Origin of the sequence: Limosilactobacillus gastricus PS3 (assembly GCF_000247775.1) — a bacterium.
GTDB lineage: Bacteria > Bacillota > Bacilli > Lactobacillales > Lactobacillaceae > Limosilactobacillus > Limosilactobacillus gastricus_A.
In genome coordinates this window covers 1-18,988 of the sequence record NZ_AICN01000063.1, presented here as the reverse complement: position 1 = coordinate 18,988, position 18,988 = coordinate 1, and the positions used below count along the sequence as shown (strand labels likewise).

General features: G+C 39.3%; 27 protein-coding genes and 1 pseudogene. 16 read left to right on the top strand and 12 right to left on the bottom strand.

The window, feature by feature from the left end:
- The 6 genes from PS3_RS10145 to PS3_RS07255 all read left to right on the top strand — a co-directional run.
- On the top strand, window positions 1-149 hold a 149-nt coding region (locus PS3_RS10145; protein ID WP_235719998.1), incomplete at its 5' end, for an aconitase family protein.
- 9 nt (window positions 150-158) lie between these two features.
- Complete coding sequence (leuD, locus tag PS3_RS07275; RefSeq protein ID WP_007122523.1) at window positions 159-743, top strand: 3-isopropylmalate dehydratase small subunit; 585 nt, start codon at window positions 159-161, stop codon at window positions 741-743.
- Between the two features lie 11 nt (window positions 744-754).
- Window positions 755-1,528: an L-threonylcarbamoyladenylate synthase gene (locus PS3_RS07270; protein ID WP_007122522.1), complete on the top strand. Its 774-nt coding sequence runs from the start codon at window positions 755-757 to the stop codon at window positions 1,526-1,528.
- 115 nt (window positions 1,529-1,643) lie between these two features.
- A complete protein-coding gene (locus PS3_RS07265; RefSeq protein ID WP_050950888.1) occupies window positions 1,644-1,934 on the top strand; it encodes a metal-sulfur cluster assembly factor in 291 nt (96 codons plus the stop codon).
- Window positions 1,921-2,154, top strand: a complete 234-nt coding sequence (locus tag PS3_RS07260) for a DUF1858 domain-containing protein (protein WP_040468581.1) — start codon at window positions 1,921-1,923, stop codon at window positions 2,152-2,154. The genes PS3_RS07265 and PS3_RS07260 overlap by 14 nt, the downstream gene beginning before the upstream one ends.
- The gene (locus PS3_RS07255; protein ID WP_040468579.1) at window positions 2,144-3,490 is read left to right on the top strand and encodes a DUF438 domain-containing protein; all 1,347 of its coding nucleotides are present in this window, start codon (window positions 2,144-2,146) and stop codon (window positions 3,488-3,490) included. Before PS3_RS07260 ends, PS3_RS07255 begins: the two co-directional genes overlap by 11 nt.
- A gap of 28 nt (window positions 3,491-3,518) precedes the next feature.
- On the opposite strand, the gene PS3_RS07250 is transcribed toward PS3_RS07255, so the two are convergent.
- A complete protein-coding gene (locus PS3_RS07250) occupies window positions 3,519-4,949 on the bottom strand; it encodes an amino acid permease (RefSeq protein ID WP_007122520.1) in 1,431 nt (476 codons plus the stop codon).
- Between the two features lie 139 nt (window positions 4,950-5,088).
- On the opposite strand from PS3_RS07250, the gene PS3_RS07245 reads away from it, so the two are divergent.
- Window positions 5,089-6,498 carry an aminotransferase-like domain-containing protein gene (locus tag PS3_RS07245; RefSeq protein WP_040468577.1) on the top strand — a complete coding sequence of 470 codons (1,410 nt, stop codon included), beginning with the start codon at window positions 5,089-5,091 and terminating at the stop codon, window positions 6,496-6,498.
- 176 nt (window positions 6,499-6,674) lie between these two features.
- On the opposite strand, the gene PS3_RS07240 is transcribed toward PS3_RS07245, so the two are convergent.
- The 3 genes from PS3_RS07240 to PS3_RS07230 all read right to left on the bottom strand — a co-directional run bounded on the left by PS3_RS07240 (window position 6,675) and on the right by PS3_RS07230 (window position 9,296).
- Window positions 6,675-7,796 (bottom strand): site-specific integrase, encoded by a 1,122-nt coding sequence (locus tag PS3_RS07240; RefSeq protein ID WP_007122518.1) that lies wholly within the window; start codon window positions 7,794-7,796, stop codon window positions 6,675-6,677.
- Between the two features lie 2 nt (window positions 7,797-7,798).
- A complete protein-coding gene (locus PS3_RS07235) occupies window positions 7,799-8,782 on the bottom strand; it encodes an Abi family protein (RefSeq protein WP_040468576.1) in 984 nt (327 codons plus the stop codon).
- Window positions 8,783-9,116: 334 nt separating this feature from the next.
- Entirely contained in the window at window positions 9,117-9,296 is a 180-nt protein-coding gene (locus PS3_RS07230; protein ID WP_040468574.1) for a hypothetical protein, read from the bottom strand.
- Window positions 9,297-10,002: 706 nt separating this feature from the next.
- Between PS3_RS07230 and PS3_RS07225 the strand changes: the two genes are divergently transcribed.
- On the top strand, window positions 10,003-11,697 hold the full coding sequence (locus PS3_RS07225) for an oleate hydratase (protein ID WP_040468573.1): 1,695 nt from the start codon (window positions 10,003-10,005) through the stop codon (window positions 11,695-11,697).
- Between the two features lie 77 nt (window positions 11,698-11,774).
- Here the strand turns inward: PS3_RS07225 and PS3_RS07220 are convergent, their stop codons facing one another.
- The 4 genes and pseudogenes from PS3_RS07220 to PS3_RS07205 form a co-directional block, all read right to left on the bottom strand.
- A complete protein-coding gene (locus PS3_RS07220) occupies window positions 11,775-12,131 on the bottom strand; it encodes a hypothetical protein (RefSeq protein WP_040468588.1) in 357 nt (118 codons plus the stop codon).
- A gap of 110 nt (window positions 12,132-12,241) precedes the next feature.
- Window positions 12,242-12,415 (bottom strand): annotated as a pseudogene (locus tag PS3_RS10875) (sunset domain-containing protein); the annotation flags it as partial.
- Between the two features lie 369 nt (window positions 12,416-12,784).
- The gene (locus PS3_RS07210; RefSeq protein ID WP_040468571.1) at window positions 12,785-13,120 is read right to left on the bottom strand and encodes an ImmA/IrrE family metallo-endopeptidase; all 336 of its coding nucleotides are present in this window, start codon (window positions 13,118-13,120) and stop codon (window positions 12,785-12,787) included.
- Window positions 13,121-13,480 (bottom strand): helix-turn-helix domain-containing protein, encoded by a 360-nt coding sequence (locus tag PS3_RS07205; RefSeq protein WP_040468570.1) that lies wholly within the window; start codon window positions 13,478-13,480, stop codon window positions 13,121-13,123.
- 172 nt (window positions 13,481-13,652) lie between these two features.
- On the opposite strand from PS3_RS07205, the gene PS3_RS07200 reads away from it, so the two are divergent.
- From PS3_RS07200 to PS3_RS07180, 5 genes are all read left to right on the top strand, one after another.
- Window positions 13,653-13,865, top strand: a complete 213-nt coding sequence (locus PS3_RS07200; RefSeq protein WP_040468568.1) for a hypothetical protein — start codon at window positions 13,653-13,655, stop codon at window positions 13,863-13,865.
- Between the two features lie 34 nt (window positions 13,866-13,899).
- Complete coding sequence (locus tag PS3_RS07195) at window positions 13,900-14,637, top strand: Rha family transcriptional regulator (RefSeq protein WP_007122517.1); 738 nt, start codon at window positions 13,900-13,902, stop codon at window positions 14,635-14,637.
- 14 nt (window positions 14,638-14,651) lie between these two features.
- Complete coding sequence (locus PS3_RS07190; RefSeq protein WP_040468566.1) at window positions 14,652-14,831, top strand: hypothetical protein; 180 nt, start codon at window positions 14,652-14,654, stop codon at window positions 14,829-14,831.
- 534 nt (window positions 14,832-15,365) lie between these two features.
- The gene (locus PS3_RS07185; protein ID WP_040468564.1) at window positions 15,366-15,548 is read left to right on the top strand and encodes a helix-turn-helix domain-containing protein; all 183 of its coding nucleotides are present in this window, start codon (window positions 15,366-15,368) and stop codon (window positions 15,546-15,548) included.
- A gap of 10 nt (window positions 15,549-15,558) precedes the next feature.
- Window positions 15,559-15,738, top strand: coding sequence for a hypothetical protein (locus tag PS3_RS07180; protein WP_040468563.1), 180 nt, complete (start codon window positions 15,559-15,561; stop codon window positions 15,736-15,738).
- On the opposite strand, the gene PS3_RS07175 is transcribed toward PS3_RS07180, so the two are convergent.
- Together PS3_RS07175 and PS3_RS10815 are read right to left on the bottom strand one after the other, a co-directional pair.
- On the bottom strand, window positions 15,709-16,296 hold the full coding sequence (locus tag PS3_RS07175; protein WP_040468561.1) for a hypothetical protein: 588 nt from the start codon (window positions 16,294-16,296) through the stop codon (window positions 15,709-15,711). The two genes, PS3_RS07180 and PS3_RS07175, sit on opposite strands and share 30 nt — an antisense overlap.
- Before the next feature lie 23 nt (window positions 16,297-16,319).
- The gene (locus tag PS3_RS10815; RefSeq protein ID WP_268869371.1) at window positions 16,320-16,448 is read right to left on the bottom strand and encodes a hypothetical protein; all 129 of its coding nucleotides are present in this window, start codon (window positions 16,446-16,448) and stop codon (window positions 16,320-16,322) included.
- A gap of 54 nt (window positions 16,449-16,502) precedes the next feature.
- Here PS3_RS10815 and PS3_RS07170 point away from each other — a divergent pair, with 54 nt between their 5' ends.
- Entirely contained in the window at window positions 16,503-16,781 is a 279-nt protein-coding gene (locus PS3_RS07170) for a hypothetical protein (protein WP_040468560.1), read from the top strand.
- On the opposite strand, the gene PS3_RS07165 is transcribed toward PS3_RS07170, so the two are convergent.
- Entirely contained in the window at window positions 16,778-17,086 is a 309-nt protein-coding gene (locus PS3_RS07165) for a hypothetical protein (RefSeq protein WP_040468559.1), read from the bottom strand. The two genes, PS3_RS07170 and PS3_RS07165, sit on opposite strands and share 4 nt — an antisense overlap.
- Before the next feature lie 562 nt (window positions 17,087-17,648).
- Window positions 17,649-18,368 carry a hypothetical protein gene (locus PS3_RS07160; protein WP_040468557.1) on the bottom strand — a complete coding sequence of 240 codons (720 nt, stop codon included), beginning with the start codon at window positions 18,366-18,368 and terminating at the stop codon, window positions 17,649-17,651.
- Window positions 18,369-18,446: 78 nt separating this feature from the next.
- Here PS3_RS07160 and PS3_RS07155 point away from each other — a divergent pair, with 78 nt between their 5' ends.
- A complete protein-coding gene (locus tag PS3_RS07155; RefSeq protein ID WP_040468584.1) occupies window positions 18,447-18,779 on the top strand; it encodes a hypothetical protein in 333 nt (110 codons plus the stop codon).
- Window positions 18,776-18,937, top strand: a complete 162-nt coding sequence (locus PS3_RS10515) for a hypothetical protein (protein WP_176662266.1) — start codon at window positions 18,776-18,778, stop codon at window positions 18,935-18,937. Before PS3_RS07155 ends, PS3_RS10515 begins: the two co-directional genes overlap by 4 nt.
- Window positions 18,938-18,988: the final 51 nt, after the last annotated feature.

Below are 18,988 nucleotides of genomic sequence, written 5' to 3'. Positions count from 1 at the left end.
TGCCGGCAGGCATGCACTGTGCGTCCACCACTAATCGAAATTTTGAAGGACGACAGGGGCCGGGAGCTCGGACGCATCTTGCAAGTCCAGCGATGGTCGCTGCTGCCGCCGTTCATGGTCACTTTGTAGATATTCGTGAATTAGGATAGGAGTGTTTTATGGAACCAATCGTAGTACATACGGGAACGACCATCCCGATTATGAATGATGATATTGATACGGATCAGATTATCCCGAAACAATTTCTCAAGAATTTGCTGAAGACCGGATATGAGAATGCCCTTTTTTATAATTGGCGTTACCTGCCTGATGGCCGCCCGGATCCCAAGTTCATTTTGAACGCTCCGGAACGTCAAGCAGCAACGATTCTTATTACGGGCTCTAATTTTGGGAGTGGTTCATCACGGGAACATGCGGCTTGGGCCCTGAAAGATTGGGGGATTCGCGTGGTGATCGCCGGAAGTTTCAGTGATATTTTTTATATGAACTGTACCGAAAATGGGGTCTTACCAATTAAATTACCGCAAACAGCGCGGGATCAACTGGCACAATTAAGTAGTGATCAAGCCATCGTAGTTGATTTGCCAAATCAAGTGGTGAAAAACGGGGAAGATACTTACCCATTTGAAATTGACCAAACCTGGAAAGAAAAATTCATTTCAGGTGATGATGATATTGATATCACGATGAAACATATCCAAGAAATTGAAGCTTATGAAGCTCGAATTCCACAATACCGATAGGAGAGAAAATTATGACAAAACATGTTCAATGGCAAGGCCAAATTGACCAGGAAGTATACAATGCTTTAAATCAACCAGGTAGTATGATTGTTAGTCCAACCAAAGTGGGCTATATTATCATGACTAACGATAAAGCTGGGCTGGAAAGAAAGTTCGATGCCAAACAACGGAACCGGAATAAGCCAGGGGTGGTACTTTGTGGAAGCATGGAAGAATTAAAGGAGTTAGCACAGTTAACCCCAAGTATTGAAGCATTATACCAACGCCACTGGGATGAAGATATTTTGCTAGGCTGTATCTTGCCATGGCAACCAGAAGCCATTGAAAAGTATTTACAAGATGATGATCGCCAAGAATTAATGATGGACCGGCGCCAAACTAGTTGCTTTGTCATTAAGTTTGGGACGCCAAGTGAACAAATGGCTAAAGCAATGTGGGAACAAGAGGGTAAGATGGTATATGCCTCTAGCGCTAACCCCTCAGGAAAAGGTAATCGGGGGAAAGTAGCTGGAATCGGTGAACGGATTGAATCCAAGGCCGATTTGATTTTGGATGCTGATGATTATGTGGAGTCAATTCAACCTGACAAAACCATTGATACCCGTTATGAACAAGGGGTCATGGTTTCAATGGTAGACGAAGCCGGAAAGATCATTAACGATCAACCAGAAGCGGGGCAAGCATGCCCAGTAGTTATTCGTAAAGGGCTAGATATTGATAAGATTATGATGAACCTGGCCGATCAATACGATGTTTGGGATTATCGTCATGGTCAATATTACTAAAAGTTTTGAGTAATCAAGGGCCTTCACGGTATACTAAGACTAAGAAAATTTCTTGTGCAAAGTATAATCTAGAAGGAAGGCGATTACGATTCAAGATGAAATTTTAAAAGCCCTGATGACGGTGATTGATCCAGAATTGAGGGTCGATATTGTTAACTTAGGACTGATTTACGGGATTGATGTTAATGACGATCTATGTACAATTACGATGACCTTAACGATTCCGGGCTGCCCGCTTAGTGACGTGATTAAAAATGATATTACCGAGGCTGTCACTAAGGTCGCTGGGATTAATCAGGTTAAGATTGAACTTGTCTGGTATCCCGTATGGGGATTAGAAAAAATGTCGGATCAAGCAAAAACAACCCTGGGGATTCCAGTGGAGGTCAAGGATGAAAACAATTGATTTTGATCAACCAGTTCGAAATTTAGCCCATTTATATCCTGAATTTGTCGATCAAATGGTGGAATTAGGCTTTACCAAAATTACTGTTCCGGGAATGTTAGATTCAGTTGGTCGGTTTGTCACTCTGAATAAAGGTTGCCGGATTATGGGCATTCCAAAAGATAAGGTGGTGGCATATTTTAAGGACGCTGGCTATGAGGTAATCAACGATGACAAGTGAACTGAGTCAAGAACGGCAAGCGGCGATCGTCAAAATTTTGACCTTTTTGCATGAGGGCGGCGATTTTGATGAAGCCAAGCAAATGTTTAAAGATCAATTTGATCAAGTTGATGTCGCTGAAATTACGGCGGCCGAGCGACAATTAATCGCCGGGGGACTTAATCCAATTGAAATTCAAAATCTGTGTAATGTTCATGTGGCTCTTTTTGAGGGGCAGATTACTGACAATCAAGGGACCCCGGCCTTTCAAAAGCCGGGACACCCGGTGCATACCATGAAATTGGAAAATATGGTAATCAATTCGCTGGTTAATGATGAGTTGTTACCGTGTTTGAAAAAATGGCAACAAGACGGTGCTAACAATCAATATTTGGCACGGATGCGGAAGGCTTTGCAGGATTTAAAAGCAATTGGGCGCCATTATAAACGGAAAGAATTAACGATTTTTCCGATCATGAATAAGTATGGAATTACAGCTCCCCCGCAAGTTATGTGGGGGGTCGATGATCAAATTCGGGACTTGATTCAAAGAGCCAATGATCTCGTTAATCAGGATTCATTACCAGACAAGTATGAGATCGAGGCCGCTGTTACGAATGCGGCCAATGAAGTGACGGCAATGATCTTTAAAGAAGAAGACATTATGATTCCAATGTTAGCGGAAGTTGCTAGTCCAGAAGATTGGGCAACGGCGCGCCAAGATGAAGGACAATTTGGTTATACTTTAATTAATCCTCCATTACCATGGAAGCCTACTCAGGGTGAAATTGAAGAAGCCAAAGCTCATCCACATGAATCGTCCATTGCTAAAGAGTTAAATGCGGCGGCCATTCAAATGGCGCAAGCAGATTCACAAGCGCAGGGACATTTGTCAACACAGGAAGTTTATGATCAATTAAACGATAAGCAACTTCCAGCAGCTTTAACAGGTGATGATGTCCGAATCGATTTAGGATCAGGAACTCTATCCGGGCGTGAATTAAAGGCCATCTTTCCTTTATTACCCCTTGATTTAACTTTTGTAGACGAAAATGATCGAGTGCAATGGTTTACTGATACAGATGACCGAATTTTTCCGCGGACCAAGAGTGTGCTAGGTCGGTCGGTTTTTGAATGTCATCCCCCGCGTAGTGTTGATAAAGTGAAGGAAATAATCGCTGAATTACATGCGGGAACGCGGGATCGGTTTGAATATTGGTTTAATCTGCATGGCGAGCGTTTTGTATATGTCCAATATATCGGGATCCATGATGCAGATGGTCAATACCTAGGCTGCCTGGAGTGTAGTCAAGATATTAGTAAATTTAAAGAACTCACTGGTGAGCAACGGCGATAAATAAAAGGTCAGCCAATTGGCTGACCTTTTATTTTAACTTCACTTGATCTAAAGGAATTAGATGGGAATGGTGGCGAAGTTTGTAATAGAACATAAAAATAAAGAAGAGTGGGACGCTCATATACGTAATTAAAATGCTTTGCCAATCCCAAGTGATGAAGGCATTTACATTTTGTCCCACAATGACAATGATACAAAGGATAAAGGCAAAAATTGGTCCAAAAGGAAAGAGACTGGCACGATAAGGGAGGTCGTTAAGTTGATATCCTTGTTTGAGATAAGCACGCCGGAATCGATAATGGGTTAACGCAATCCCGAGCCACTCCATAAAACCACCTAGACCGGAAGCGGCAATTAAATAATTGTAGGCTTGCGGGCCGACAAACTGAATTAACCAGATCAAAAAACTTAAACCAGCCATCGCTAGGAAGCTATTAATCGGGACCCCTCGACGATTAACAAAACCGAAGCCCCGCCAAGTATCCCCACTACGTCCTTGAGAATATAAGATTCGGATAATCGCGTAGAGCCAAGAATTAGCTGAAGATAAGACGGCAATCAAGATAACGAAGTTCATTAAGGTAGCCGCATATTCTAAGCCAGCCTGGTGAAAAATTAAAGTGAAGGGACTGGTAACAATATCGGTGACATCAGAGCTTAATAAATTTTTGTTGTCATAAGGAATGAGACAAGCAATGATAAAGATGGTCAAAACGTAAAAGAGGAGAATTCGCCAGAAGGTGGAGTGAATTGCACGGGGGACACTTTGCTTGGGATCTTTTGATTCTCCAGCCGCAATCCCGACCATTTCAGTTCCCTGGAAGGAAAAACCAGAAACCACAAAAGCACTCACGATTCCAAGGAAGCCGTTGACAAAGGGAGCATCGCGATAATGGAAAAATTTGAAGCCGACGAATCCTTGATGGCCAAGTTTACCGATGATTACGAGGGCCCCAACGATTACAAAAATCACAACGGCTGCAATTTTCAAGAAGGCCAACCAGAACTCGGTTTCTCCATAAACATTTACCGTTAGATAATTAATCAGGCTAATGAGGAGAAAGGCTCCAAGACTGAACCACCAGCTGGCAATATGCGGGAACCAGAAGTTCATAATGATCCCAACTGTTGACAGTTCGACGGCCACTGAAATAGCACCACAAAACCAATAATTCCACCCCATGGCAAAACCAAGAGCAGGATCAACGTAGTCCCGAGCATATTGGGTGAAAGAGCCACTAATGGGGTTGAATGTTCCCATTTCGGCTAAGCTAGTCATAATGAAATAGACCATCAGCCCCATTACTAAATACGCTACAAGGGCGCCGCCAGGACCAGCCGTAGAAATAGCAGAACCACTGGCGATGAATAGCCCAGTTCCAATCGTTCCTCCTAAGGCGATCATTGATAGATGACGAGTTTTTAAGGAGTGTTTCATTTCACCTTGATTTTGATCCATAATGTCCTCCAAATTGCTTATTATTAGTAATTATTTTAAAACAATTTTAATGGAAATGTAATCATTTTCGATAGGGATTGAATCCTAATAATATCCCTTTTACAATCAAATTAAGTAGAAAATCATGAGGATAAATCAGATGGAAAAATTAAAATTACCAATCAAATTGACTCATCAAGCGCCCATCCCGTTGTATCAGCAATTGGCGAGTCAATTACGCGCTTTAATAAAGCAACAATATTGGCAGATTGATGAACGGCTTCCTGCCATCCGACAATTAGCCGATGATTTAAAAATTAATCCGGTGACGGTAATTTCGGCTTATCGCTCCTTAATGATGACCGGAGAAGTGATTAGTCGGCGGGGAAGTGGCTATTATGTTCATCAGCTTCCGCAAGGAATTGTGGAAGCTAATCAGCATCGTGGCGAAGAGCACCACCAGCTACCAACTGCAGAAAGAATGATCGATTTTGCTAGTTACTCTCTTCATCCAGAGCGGGTGGCCGTGGCGGAAATTAAGCAGGCGGTAGACCATGTTCTAGCTGATGCTGGAGGGGAGGCTTTTACGGTGAATGACCCGATGGGCTTATTTAGTTTACGCCAAACCATAAGAGACTATTTAAGCCATAATCAGATTGTAACTAGCTCTGACCAGATCCAAATTACGTCGGGATCCCAACAAGCAATTGATCTATGTGCCCGGACTTTATTACACCCAGGGGATATTGTTTTGATGCAAAATCCAAGCTATTCGGGTGCCATTGACGCATTTCGAGCTAGCGGGGCACATATAATCGGGATTAGTCCCGAACCAAGTGAGGAATTTATTGCGACCTTAGAAGCTAAAATTAAGTTACTCCAACCCAAATTACTTTATTTAATGTCAAATGTGGCTAATCCCACGGGCTTGTCCTTAACCGATCAACAAAAACACCAAGTTTACGGTTTAGCTCATCATTATGATCTTTGGATTATTGAAGATGATTATGGGGTTGATGTTTCTGGAGATTGGCAACCAACGACGATTAAGATGTTTGATCGGGATGAGCGAGTAATTTACTTGCGGAGTTTATCGCGTGTTTTGGCTGCCGGCATTCGATTGGGCTACATGGTTTTGCCTCAAGGAATGGTTGAAAGAATCGTTAATGCTAAACAAATTGCGGATTTGTCAACTTCGGGGTTAGCCCAACGAATCTTTGAACAGTGTTTAACGAGTCAATCTTGGCAACAGTATCTTCACCGATCGCAAATGGCTTATCAACGACAATACTGGTTCGTGAATCAATTGTTAAAAGAGTCGCAGTTACCAATTACTTGGCAAGCGGTTGATCATTGTTCCTGGTTTTGGCTGAAACTACCGGTAGGCAGGTCGGCGAAAGATGTTTGTCAACAAGCGCAACAAGCAGGTGTTTTAGTCGAAAATGGTGATCGTTATTTTGTGGATCAACAACCGGATCAATATCTAAGATTATCGCTGGCTCCAGCAAAAGATAGTCTGATTCAAGTGGGACTTGAGCGATTGATAGAAATTATTAGTAGGCTTGATTAAATTTTATGCGCTAGGTCAAAAGAGCTTGCTATTAGAGACAATTAGATCAAGATAGATAAAAAAGGGCCCCGAATGAGCCCCTTTTGTTTTACTCTGATTGTTTGTTTATAAATTGCCTTCAATTATAAATGAAATGGAGATGGCGGGTGAATTTATTAATTAAGAATGCTTTTATATCAAGGATAAGGCTGCGTTTTGTGTGCAGTATGTGTGCCAAAATTTAATGCGTCAATGATTTGGTTATCGGTTTGTTGCTTGTATTCATCCAGCAGGTAAGCATAGGTATTAATGGTAGTCGATACATCGCTATGACCAAGACGCTTGCTAATTGCATAGATGTCAATACCCTTGGCTAATAGAATGGCTACATGGGAATGGCGTAGACTGTGGAAGTGAAAGTTAGCGCGCTTAATACCCAGATCATTCATAATTGATCGTAGACATTTATTAACGGCATTGGATGTTGGAATGGTTCCGAACTGGTTAATAAACAGCATCGTTCCTTTTGCTGGCCGTCTAAGTTGATTCAATATATCCAACAATTCGGTATTAATCCGGATTGTTCGATTGCTGGACTCATTCTTAGTAGGTTTAAAAGATCTAGTACGAAAATCCCATGATTTGTTTATTTTAATGGTCTGTTTGTTAAAATCAATGTCTGACCAGGTTAGAGCTTGAATTTCTGATAGCCGCATACCGGTATAGATAGCTGTAAGAATCATATAACGACTGGTGTAGTTAGAATTTAAATCATCAGTTAATGTGTTAATGATTCTTTCAATCTCTGATCGATCTAAATATTCAACTTTGACTATTCGGGATCGATCGGATGTTAGGGCGACACCCTGAGTGAAGTCCTTAACTAAATAATCATCAAGAATAGCAGAATTAATGCAAGCGCGGATGAACCCGTTAAGTTTTTGAACAGTTGATGGAGCGTGATTTTGGCCGAAATCATTAATAAACTCTTGATACTGCGAACGACTAATATCGCTAATCTTAGTATCGCCAAAGGATTGACGGATGAGGTTACCAAAAGAATTATAGCGACTCAATGATATTTTTGATAAAGTTGGGGCCTTGTATGTAGCTACCCAATGAGACCAGTAATCATATAGGGTAATTGATCGGTCTAGCTTAATACCCTTCATTAAGGATGATTCTACTTCCACCGCCCATTGTTTAGCTTGTGACTTTGTGGCAAAGCCTAGTTTGGACTTAGTATGCCGTTTTCCATGACTATCCCGCCACTGGATTCGAGCTTGCCATTTAGCTCCTCGTTTAGTGTATTGTGCCATGGCTAATCACCTAAATTGGGAACAAATTCGGTTTTGTTAATAATAAAATTCATGTCAGATGGATATTTGTCGTTATACATTTTCAGCCTAGTTGTTAACCAAGTTCTTAGATTTATATATGGGTCGTCGTTCTCTATTGCAAAAAAACATGAGAGCAACGCATTAATACTGCTTCTATTCTTTCCGTTTCTAAATTCCGTTCTAGAAGTAGTGTTATATGAATTGTTATATAGCAATGGTGAATAAATTGAAATTTGATGTTTAACGGATCGATGATCATACATACGTCCACCGTGAGCAGCTAAATTTCGGTAATCAAGGATAAGAGACAAGGAATCGCTAAACACTTGTTTAATTCGGAATTGATCATCAATACCCGGAATGATTGCAGGATCAAAGTCCATCATTCTCCCTATGATTTTTTCTTTGATGCTGGAATCTTTTAAAAGGCTAAATAGGTATATGGTGTTTCCAAGGCTTAATCCTTTAACTAGGATCCAAGGCGGAATGTTGTCATGAGTTTCTCGGTAGTGCTTATATGGTTCGATGTTTAAGACACTAACTGTATTAATTCTACGCAATAAAAAATCTCTATCAGAGTTACCGTGATTGTTAATGTGCCCAGGAACATAATTATCTGGATTTGAGTATTCGGCGAGCTCTTCGGAAATATTTTCAGCTATTGCATATGCCACGGCCTGTTTGAACGAATTCTCAAACATTTCGATAGAGTCAATTATTGCTGATCGAATATACGAATCTAATTGATAGAACTCGTAGATGTTTTCAAAACTGGCGGATGGCTTATAGCCTTCTTCATCGTTTGAAGGATTTAGGAGGAATGGGTACTTGTATCCGTTAATGATCTCATAATATCCATTGTTTTGTAGTGATCGTTTAGCAGCGGATTCATTGATAATTACTAATCCTCTGCTCTTTAGGATATTTAGTTGTTCGTCTATCGTTTTAAATGGTTTGTCAGTCATAAGTTTCTCCTCAGAACGTAAAAAGGCAGGAACGATAAACGTTCCCGCCTAGTCGGTCTTAAGCTGACCATTTAACTTGATTACTAGTATTATTGACCAGATCGTTAAATTTGTCAACCGAGAGCGTCCAATTCGTTGATGTTTTTTACCGTCTCTTATTAGATAGTTTGGTAGCAGCCTTATATTAATTCTGCAACAACATGTTCATATAGCTATCAAGTTCTGTCTGCTCCATGAAGTCAACGTAGCTAAATGGTTCGTGCCCGTTTATTTCGGCATAGTCACGTAGCATTGCCTTTACCATGATTGTATTAGCTTCATATTCAAGTTTAATCTATGTCTGTTTGGTGGCTTGGTATAGCTCACTAGATTGGTGGATATGCGCTAGTTCGTACATGATGACGTACTCGCGCCGGTTAATGTCCAGATCCTGGTTAACCACAATCAGGCTAATATCAGGCAAGCAATAGCCATCATCATCTAGCTTAGCAAAGTCGACCTTAGCCTCTTCCATCTAATCATCGCCTTTAGTTTCCATATAAGTTTGATTAAACGCTTAATTACTTCTCGATCATGGTCAGTTACTGGCTTACCATCAAATGACATGGAGCGGTCTGGACCTTTTAAATGATTCTTTGGGTATTATATACAATCGATGTACGTCATGTTATAATTAACCCACATCCTAAGAAATTTGTGATGTCTTTTTTCCTCTATCTCCTTAAGAAGAGATTTCCGTACACCAACATCAATATTTGCATGAAAGGTCTAGCCACGGTTAGGCCTTTTTTGTTTACTTATTCTTAGAACCTCACTGTTAAATGCCAGCAGATAATCGCCCATGCTGCAATATTTATTAGTTATCAAGGATTGGAATAATTCGAATTTTAATTGACCCCCCAAAGAATAAATAAGGTGACAATTGATACAAGTCCGAAGCCGAGAATCAAATCAATGTAATTCCGCTTCAAATAATTGGGAATTAAAAACATCCAAACAATAAGGATGTCTAAAACCACAAGCAAAAACTCAATTAAAATCTTAACCATGCTCAATAACATTAGCCTCCAATTTATATTAGTTTCATAAAGAAAACGTTTAACATCTTAAAATGGAATAATCTTTAGGTATTGTTCCCTTTTAAAAAGTTTCCTACATTAATATATCAGAAAAGAACTATAATATGAATGTACATAAATGTTTTTTATTGAGGTGAAAGTATGTTAAAGCAAAAAGCAGTAATGATAGGGGCCGGCCTTGCTAATATGGCAGCGGCGGTTTACTTAATTCAAGAAGGTCACTGGAAGGGCGATGATATCACATTTTACGCTCTAGACTTGAATGGCTCTAATGATGGCTCAACGGCCTCGTTTGCTGCAGAACAGTATTGGAATAAAAACCACCCAACGGACAATACTAAAGGTTACATTGCTCGTGGTGGACGGATGCTTAACTATCGGACTTACGTTGATTTAATGGATCTACTTGGACGAATTCCATCTGTTACTGAAAAAGGGATGACTGCTGCAGAAGATACCATTGATTTTGATGAGAAGCATCGAACGTATGATGTAGCGCGATTGTTGCAGGGTGGTAAAGGAATTATTGATGGCCATGAGTTAGGGTTAAATGAACTGGATAGAGCACTGTTAACTCGTCTCGTTATGATGCCTGATGAAAAAGAAGAAAAATTAGACAACATTTCTATTGGAGAATACTTTAAGGAAGATCCCCATATGTTCCAAACCAATTTTTGGTACATGTGGGAAACAACTTTTGCTTTTAGGGTTGAGTCGTCTGCTCAAGAATTGCGGCGATACATGCATCAAATGATTTATGAGTTTACACAGATTGAACACTTAGTTGGGGTTAATCGGACTCGCTATAATCAATATGAGAGCATTATGATGCCGCTAATTGAATACTTAAAAGGAAGTGGATGCCACTTTGTAATGGACAGTCGGGTGACGGCCTTTGATTTTAAAGATACCCCCATGCAGGACGAGATTACAGTTACCGGCTTGGAAATTTTGAATACTCGGACAGATGAGATGAGTCATGTTAACATTGATGATCAGACAGCAGTCTTTTTCACGAATGGATCGATCACTGATTCAGCAACTCTTGGAGATTTTAATACCCCAGCACCAGAAAATATGGATTACGGGGCGGCCTCTACATTATGGAAACAAGCGGCAGGACACTTTTATAATCTTGGTAATCCCGACAAGTTCTTCAATGATAGAAATGCCTCAGAGTGGGTTAGTTTTACTTTAACAACTGATAATCATTTACTCTTAAATGAAATCACTCGTATCACTAAACAATTACCGGGGAATGCTTTAAACTCCTTCTTATCAACGGAACCAATTACACCGCTCGGTCAAGTGGACGTTAATATGTCAATCGTTGTTCACCACCAACCTCACTTTACGACACAAAAGCCAAACGAAACGGTTCTCTGGGGATACTTCCTTTACCCACGTCGTCATGGCGAATTTGTTGATAAGCCTTATATTAAGATGACAGGTAAAGAGATGCTTCAGGAACTGATTGGGCAATTATCTAAGGTCGATCCCGGCCCGGTTAATATTAAAGAAAAAGAAGAGGGAATTATGGGAAGTGTCATTAACTGTATTCCGGTTTATATGCCTTATGCATCGGCTTTATTCAATAACCGTGCAAAGGTAGATCGCCCTAAAGTTATCCCTGACCACTCTACTAATCTTGCCTTTACTGGTGAATTCGTTGAACAACCTTATCAGATGATCTTTACTGAACAGAGTGCTGTTCGTTCTGGCGAAATTGCTGCCTTCCATTTTGCTGGTATTTCAGATGATCATTTAGTGAAAACACCACGATATGATAAAGATCCACGTGTCTTAATGAAAGCTGCAAAGCGGATGTTTGAATAACAATAATTATAACCAATATAAAACAAGCGGTCCCCATCATAGGGATCGCTTGTTTTATTCATGATAAGTATAGTGTCTTAATTACTATAGTAGAAGTTAAAATAGCTAGCAAATATAGCAAACATGATAAATGCCATAAAAGTTGTATAAAGGAAAATTTCAACAATGACAAAAATGAATTGGACTAATCCGGCACGGTTCCAGGTTGTTTGAACGGCTTTAAAGGTTTCGATGTCCTTATAATTTCCATTTTGCCAAGCCCAGTAATTTCCTCGAGCACCTACAATAAAGATCCACACGATATTAAACACGGGTATGAAAACAAGAAGTGGTAAATAGGTTTTATTACCAATCCCCCAAACCCAGTTGAACATGAATGCTCCCCAATTCCAGCCCCGGACTTCTTGTGGGACATCTTTTCCGTTTTCCTCAATCATAAGTTCTTCTCCTTATCTCAGCTTTTAACATCGATCAGTGATTGGATGTTATATTGATTTTACAACTGCATATTTGTAGCAAATGGAATGTCAAACAATCCTTATTTCTAACGTAGAGATTTACGATAACCCGCAGCTTGAGCTTCTGCCTCAGAATTGAAATAAACTGCATTGGCAGAGTTCATACGATATCCTTGCTGGCCTGGAGTATGGTAAACCTTTGTTCTTGAGTTCCCAATAATAACACCTTGTTGTCCGGTAACGATATCTCCATTGTTACTTGTATCGTTCTCAGTTTCTGCATCATTATCTGAATATTCGTTATCATCATAGTTATCATTATCGTTATCGGTTTCATCATCGTCTGAATTCTCTGAGTCAGTTGATGAGCTTGTTGAAGAATCAGAGGATGCCTCTTCTGAACTACTACTTGAAATAGAATTCGATTTGCTACTACTCTTGGCTACTAAGGATGAGGTTGACGATTGTGCACTATCATCATCAGATGAGTCATCATTAGCAACGGCTCCGGCAAACATGTATAACAAGAATACTATCAACAACCAAAACCATATTCGTTTATACAGTGGTTTTTTCATCTTAGGATTTGGATCTTCTTCTGGCATTAGATGTACCCCCGTTTTAGTAGTTCACATTAACTTCTCGACAACGTGCTCATAGTAACTGCTAAGCCCGGTCTGTTCCATAAAATCAATATAACTAAATGGTTTGTGACCGTTAATCTCGTCATAGTCACGCAACATAGCCTGAACCATGATTCGATTTGCTTCATATTCCAACTTGATCTGTGCTTGTCTAGTGGCCTGATATAATTCGCTAGATTGGTGGATATGTGCCAGTTCGTGCATAATAACGTATTTGCGCTGGTTGATGTCCAGGTCCTGATTAACCACGATCAAGCCAATATCAGTTAAACAATAGCCATTACCATCCAGTTTGGCAAAAGCAACCTTAGCTTCTTCCATCTAATCATCGCCTTTAGTTTCCATATAAGTTTTGGCCAACCGCTTAATTACTTCCCGGTCATGGTCAGTCATTGGCTTACCGTCAAATGACATGGCGTGGTCAAGAATTGTGTTTAGTTCTGAATCTTGGTTAGACTCTGTTTCTTTATCTGATTCATCTGTTAGAGCCATAAGGTAAGTAGGTGTCACATCTAAAATAGATGCCATTTTCTTAATCATGGATTGTTTCATGTTAGTGACACGGCCTTTTTCATATTTGCTAATAACAGATTTCTGGACACCTAAGCGATTACCTAGTTCCTCTTGAGTCAGCTTTTTTGAAAGACGTAATCGTTTAATGCGATCTCCCATCGTTTCCATAATAGTGTCTCCTTTAGTTTATGACTTTATTATATAAGTAGATTTCAAAAAAAGCCACACAAAATTAAAAAAGTTTCAAAAAAAGATATAAAAACTATTGACCTAGATATAGGTTGTGATATTATAAAGGTGTCCTAAAAAGACACGAAAATAAGAGAAGGGAGATGTAGTAATGAATGAGCGTCTTTTAAAAGCAAAAATGGCTTATTATGGTGATTCTAAATCTTCATTATCTAAATACCTTGGGATGGCGAACGTTACTCTTGCCAATAAGATGAATTCAACCTCAGAGTTCACACAAGGTGAGATTAAGAAGATCATTGATAGGTACCATCTGTCGCCAGATGAAGTTGAACAGATTTTTTTTGCAGAATTAGTATCTTAAAAAGACACAAAGGAGACACAAAGGAGACAAAAACATGGATACTCAAGTACAAATTATCAAACAAGTTAACGATCAAGACGTAATGGATAGCCGGGACGTGGCCAAGATGATTAATAAAACTCATGCTCACTTAATGCGTGACATTGACCGGTACATCAACGATTTGGCAACCGATCCAAAATTGGATTCGTTAGATTTCTTCATCGAATCCAGCTATGAGGATGCCAAAGGTGAAACTCGTAAATGTTACTTACTCACGAAACAAGGCTGTGAATTCGTGGCTAATAAGCTCACTGGTAAGAAAGGGACGATCTTCACCGCTACCTATGTCGGATTGTTCAACCAATACCAGGAAGAACATAACGGCAAGCTGATTGGTGGTAAAGATAAGAAACTTACTCGTGACAACCTTGAATTTAAGCGTGAATGGTTGCTTGAGATGAGGCGCCAAAATGATAACAAGGAACACCAGTTACGGAATGAAGACGCCAAGATTTGGCTGGAATTAGCCGATCGGGCGGATGAATACGGTGAAGCACGGATGGCACTTGATATGCGCAATGACGTGATCGGCATGATGACGCGGTTGCCAATTAGTGGCCAAGAAGAATACTCGGCCAGTCAAATTGGTAAGTGGGGTAGCATTCTAGGGATCAAGAGTGATCGTCACTTGAGTTACAAGACGGCTGAAGGGGCATGGCGCTACTATCCAAAAGCAGTTGAACTGTTCCAAAAGAATCAATTCAAGATTCAAGAAGATTTCTTTGATTAAAGGAGGAGTTGAAAATGGAAGAATTTGAAAACGTGCGAGAAGCACTTAAAAGGTCAATTGAAATTAATAAAAGCCGATTGCATACAGACGGTGAGCCTGCTACGGCTGAAGACGTGCAGGAGCTTAACTTAGAAATTGTTTATCAAATCTGCGATCTACTAGGTTGCAGTGATTTGTATCTTGAACGAGTTTAGGAGGCGTAGAGATGCAACTGACATTGAAGGAAGCCCTAGAGAAATAAAAAATCTGCCTTTGTTGCACCAAAGACAGATTTCGAAATCGTTTGTTACCAGGAACGGCGCTAGCTGTAATAAGTGAAGGCTTGATTGCGTTAGAAATATGATTCATTGAATTTACATTTACCATCCCTTTTACTGCGTTAATTTGACTTAATGCTTTAACGTTAGGTACAGAAGATTGTAGTGCCTTAATTTGGCTAGCAGCGACGTTCATCAATCGTGTTATCGTATCGGCTTTTTGTCTGATACTTCTACATGTTTCTATGCAGTTCAGCATACCTTTTCAACTACGAGAGTTGCTGGGCGCTCGTGGGATATAGTCCTATGCGTTGCACCTTCAATTAAGCTCGGCTCAGGGTTGCCATATCAATTAAGACTTAGGTTTTCCTTGAATTCACCCAGTGCTAAGCTCCGCATCGCTACGGAGCAGGGCAACAAACATGTAAATTATAGCATTCATATTGGTTATATGTAACGGGGATGGTTTAAATGGGATGGACTAACGTACAGAAGATTATATCTAAACGAAAAATCACGATAGCTGAATTGGCTCGCTTAAGCAGAGTTAATGAGAACACACTACGAAATTACAAAAAAGGCCATGAGCCAACGTTTGGCAACATGGTCAAAATTGCGGATGCACTAGGTGTTAGCCTAGACGATTTTAGATAAGGAGAAGATTATGAGCGGTATTGAGGCAGTTATGGTCATGGTTTGTGCCATGTTGGGTTTCGGATTGTTAACTTACCAATGGACTTTCTACACGAACAATTATACGAAACACCCTGAACGTGGAATTATTGTATGGATGTTTGTATCTGGTTTAGTTGGATTAATCCTCGGAGCCGCGATGTTCCTCTAATAACAAGCGATTAGATAGAATTGGCAGAACGTTAGTTCTGAACATCAGAATTAAATTTTCACGCTCATTAAATCCAGGTTCCCTAACTTTATCGGGAATGATAACATTATTGTCTTTAAACGAGGTGATTATTTCAACCGCTTCGGGACAATAAAGGATAACTTCTGATTCAAGTTTTTTCTGGTTATCAGAAAATCTAATCGGGAAAAGGTTAGATGATTCAATTTCTCTCAATGTGGTAAATGTGTAATTAATAAAAGTTTCTCTGATTTGAGGAATTAAATGTTCTTTAACTACTAATGATTTATCTAACTTAATTTTTCTTAACTGAAAATCATTGCTGATTTTTTCTAAGACTTCATGATTTTTGCTATCGAATTTTTTTAGATTAGCACTTAATTCCCGATTAGCTTCGTTGTTTTTCCAATCAAATTCTAATCGCTTTAATTCTAACTGATGTGTTAAATCTTGGAATTTAAATGAAAAATAAAATTGAACCCAAGTACTAATCATTGATAAAACCAAAATTACTAACATGGCTATAGATTCGAGTTTCATTTTATAGACTCCTAGAATTTATTTTATACAACTGAATTATGATCCTTTAATGATTCATATTCATTCTGAACATCGTGATTGCTATACCTACTTAGCACTTCTTGAACAACAGTCAATGCCAAGTCGTGAGCCCGTTTCTCATTATCAGTCATACAATCACCTCCTTTCATTAGGAGATAAGTCAATTATATCAAGGAGATAAAACAATGAATAACGAAAGAAAAGAAACAACATTTGAAGAACTAATTAAACGGGTGAGTGCTGCAGACATTGCACCATACGATTATGAATCGGTGCACATCCCAGTTAATTTTGAAAAATCAGAATCATTAAGGAGTACAAACATGAATAAAGATGAAATGAACTTAGAAGTGAACATTGATACGAAGGCAGTAACTAAGGAACTAAAGAAGCTTCGGAAGCATTTAAAAAAGACTAAACACCTCTATGAAGAAGTGATTAGCCTTCAACAGAAGCTTAATTAAAATCCAAGCTTCTTAGTAACATATGATTTTACAGCAGATATTTGCATACCAGACCACGAGTTGAAATCAGTAGACGTTTTAACCCATTCATTTAACTTGTCATCAGGAATATCTTTGAGCGCCATGTCACCAAACTTAGCCGTTACAAAGTCATCAAATGATGAAAACTTACGGTTGGTATGTTTAAGCATAAATGATTGGTTAAATAATTCAGAAGGTGGAATTTCATTGGTTCCAATAAGGCCACTGGTATTGTTGGCTAGATTACCAAATTGTTTGGTCAGCTTATTCAATTTGTTAGTCATATTGTTCCGTCCTTTCATGAGCAGATCAATCAATTATATTAGGGGAAAAGAATAATGAATGATAAAAATAACAGTAAAGCCGCAGCTAGTAATAGCCAAGACTTCCCGATGGAAATCAAGATATACGCTGATTCGATAATTCTAAGACCTAATGCATTCATTCCTAATGCGCCTCAGGCTTGTGACGATCAACAAAATCGAAATTAGTTGGGAATCCGTCAGCAGGCCCAATGGATTCATCAGGATAATTTGTTAAAGAGATGTTTGAATGAACGTATGCATGACCTTCATACCATTCAATTATAAGGATCCATCCGCCAGCAAACTTAAATCTTTCAACAAAAGATTCATTTTCGCTCCATTGTTCAAATATCAGTAATGGTATTCCTAATGTTTGAATTCTCAAATTTCCTGGGAATTTATATACAGATTCCGAATTACTCACCTCCTTTCAGCAGAGATAAGTTAATTATATCAGGAAGAAGGAAATGACGAGAGGGAGTCTCAATCTCGAAGTGGAGATTGAGATAACGATCAAATTAAGTTCCTAGACATGTAATTTTTAATTTTGATGGAGGTCAATTAATGACTTTACTGCTTTTTGTAGTGATTGGAATTGTTTTGGCACTTTGCTTTCACGTTCCAATTCAGATAATTGCGCTTGTTGTTGCGCTAATCGCCTTTTTTGCCAGCCGCTAATATCGTATTTAATTCCTTTGTACCAGTAATGACGAAAGATTCCGCGACTAAAGGGATCACGATTAGTAAGAATATACTTCGCAATTCTAAAACTAACCGCAATAGTGTCAAGGTTGGATAGGTTGTTAACATCATTAGGAACTCCGGTTAGAACGATAATTAGATCTAACTTAGTGATTGAATTAGCTTTTAAGATCCCAGAGTTGCTTTCTGGAATGTCCAGGCGGGACTCCCGTCCAGACGGATCACGCCGAATGGCAAGCGATCCATCAAGCCCCAAATCGATAGATTTTTGGGTTAACAGATATAGGTTTTGATTTGTATTAGGGTTAAAAGCTCGAAGTGAAAAGAAACCGATATCTCGTGGGCTGGGGTTAATGATATCGACGTGCGTGAAGTAGGCGTAGTTAAGTGGCACCTCTTCGCCGTTCTTTAACAAAAAGATACTATCAAGATTAGCCTCTTCAATGTCTTGATTCCATTGGACTTCAAGATGGGTTCTGTTTTTGTACAAAGTATATAGGGAAATTAATAAGGATATGCTAGCAATGATAGGTGACCAGAACAGGGCTAATAAATTCATTTTTAAAATACACCTCAACGAATAATTTATTAAATTATAACAATTGATATAGAAATAATACAGATGGGAGTGATTGATGTGGAATTAACAATGACCGACGAATCACTTCAAGAGCTTGCTAAGCAAGTGGCGCCATTAATTAAGCAACCAGCCTTAATTGATGAACCTGAGTGGATGAAACTTGAACCAGCGCGGCAATATTTGTTTTGTGGCAAGGCTCCAGAATGGATTCGCTTATATATTTTTGATCGTTATCCTGACACTCATTGGAGTTTGAATAATCCAACAGGTTTTGTAATTAACCCACGAGGTGGGAAAGGGAAGACAACGCAAATTAACGTACCGCTAGCGAAAGAGTGGTTACATGAACACAGGGACCAGATTGACTGGTCAGAAAGGTTAGAAAAATGAGTCGTAATTTAACGTGGACGTTAATCGGAATGGCGGATATGTTCGCACTAATCAGCGATAATTCCGCACTTGCCTTTGTATTGGTATACTTTACCGTCTTTGGCATCTTATTCAGCAACAAAGGAATCCGTAATTGGATTATGACCACTTTCTTTTAAGGTTAGCTAATTTAACATGCGGGGGGGAACATTATGTGGAAATTAAAAACG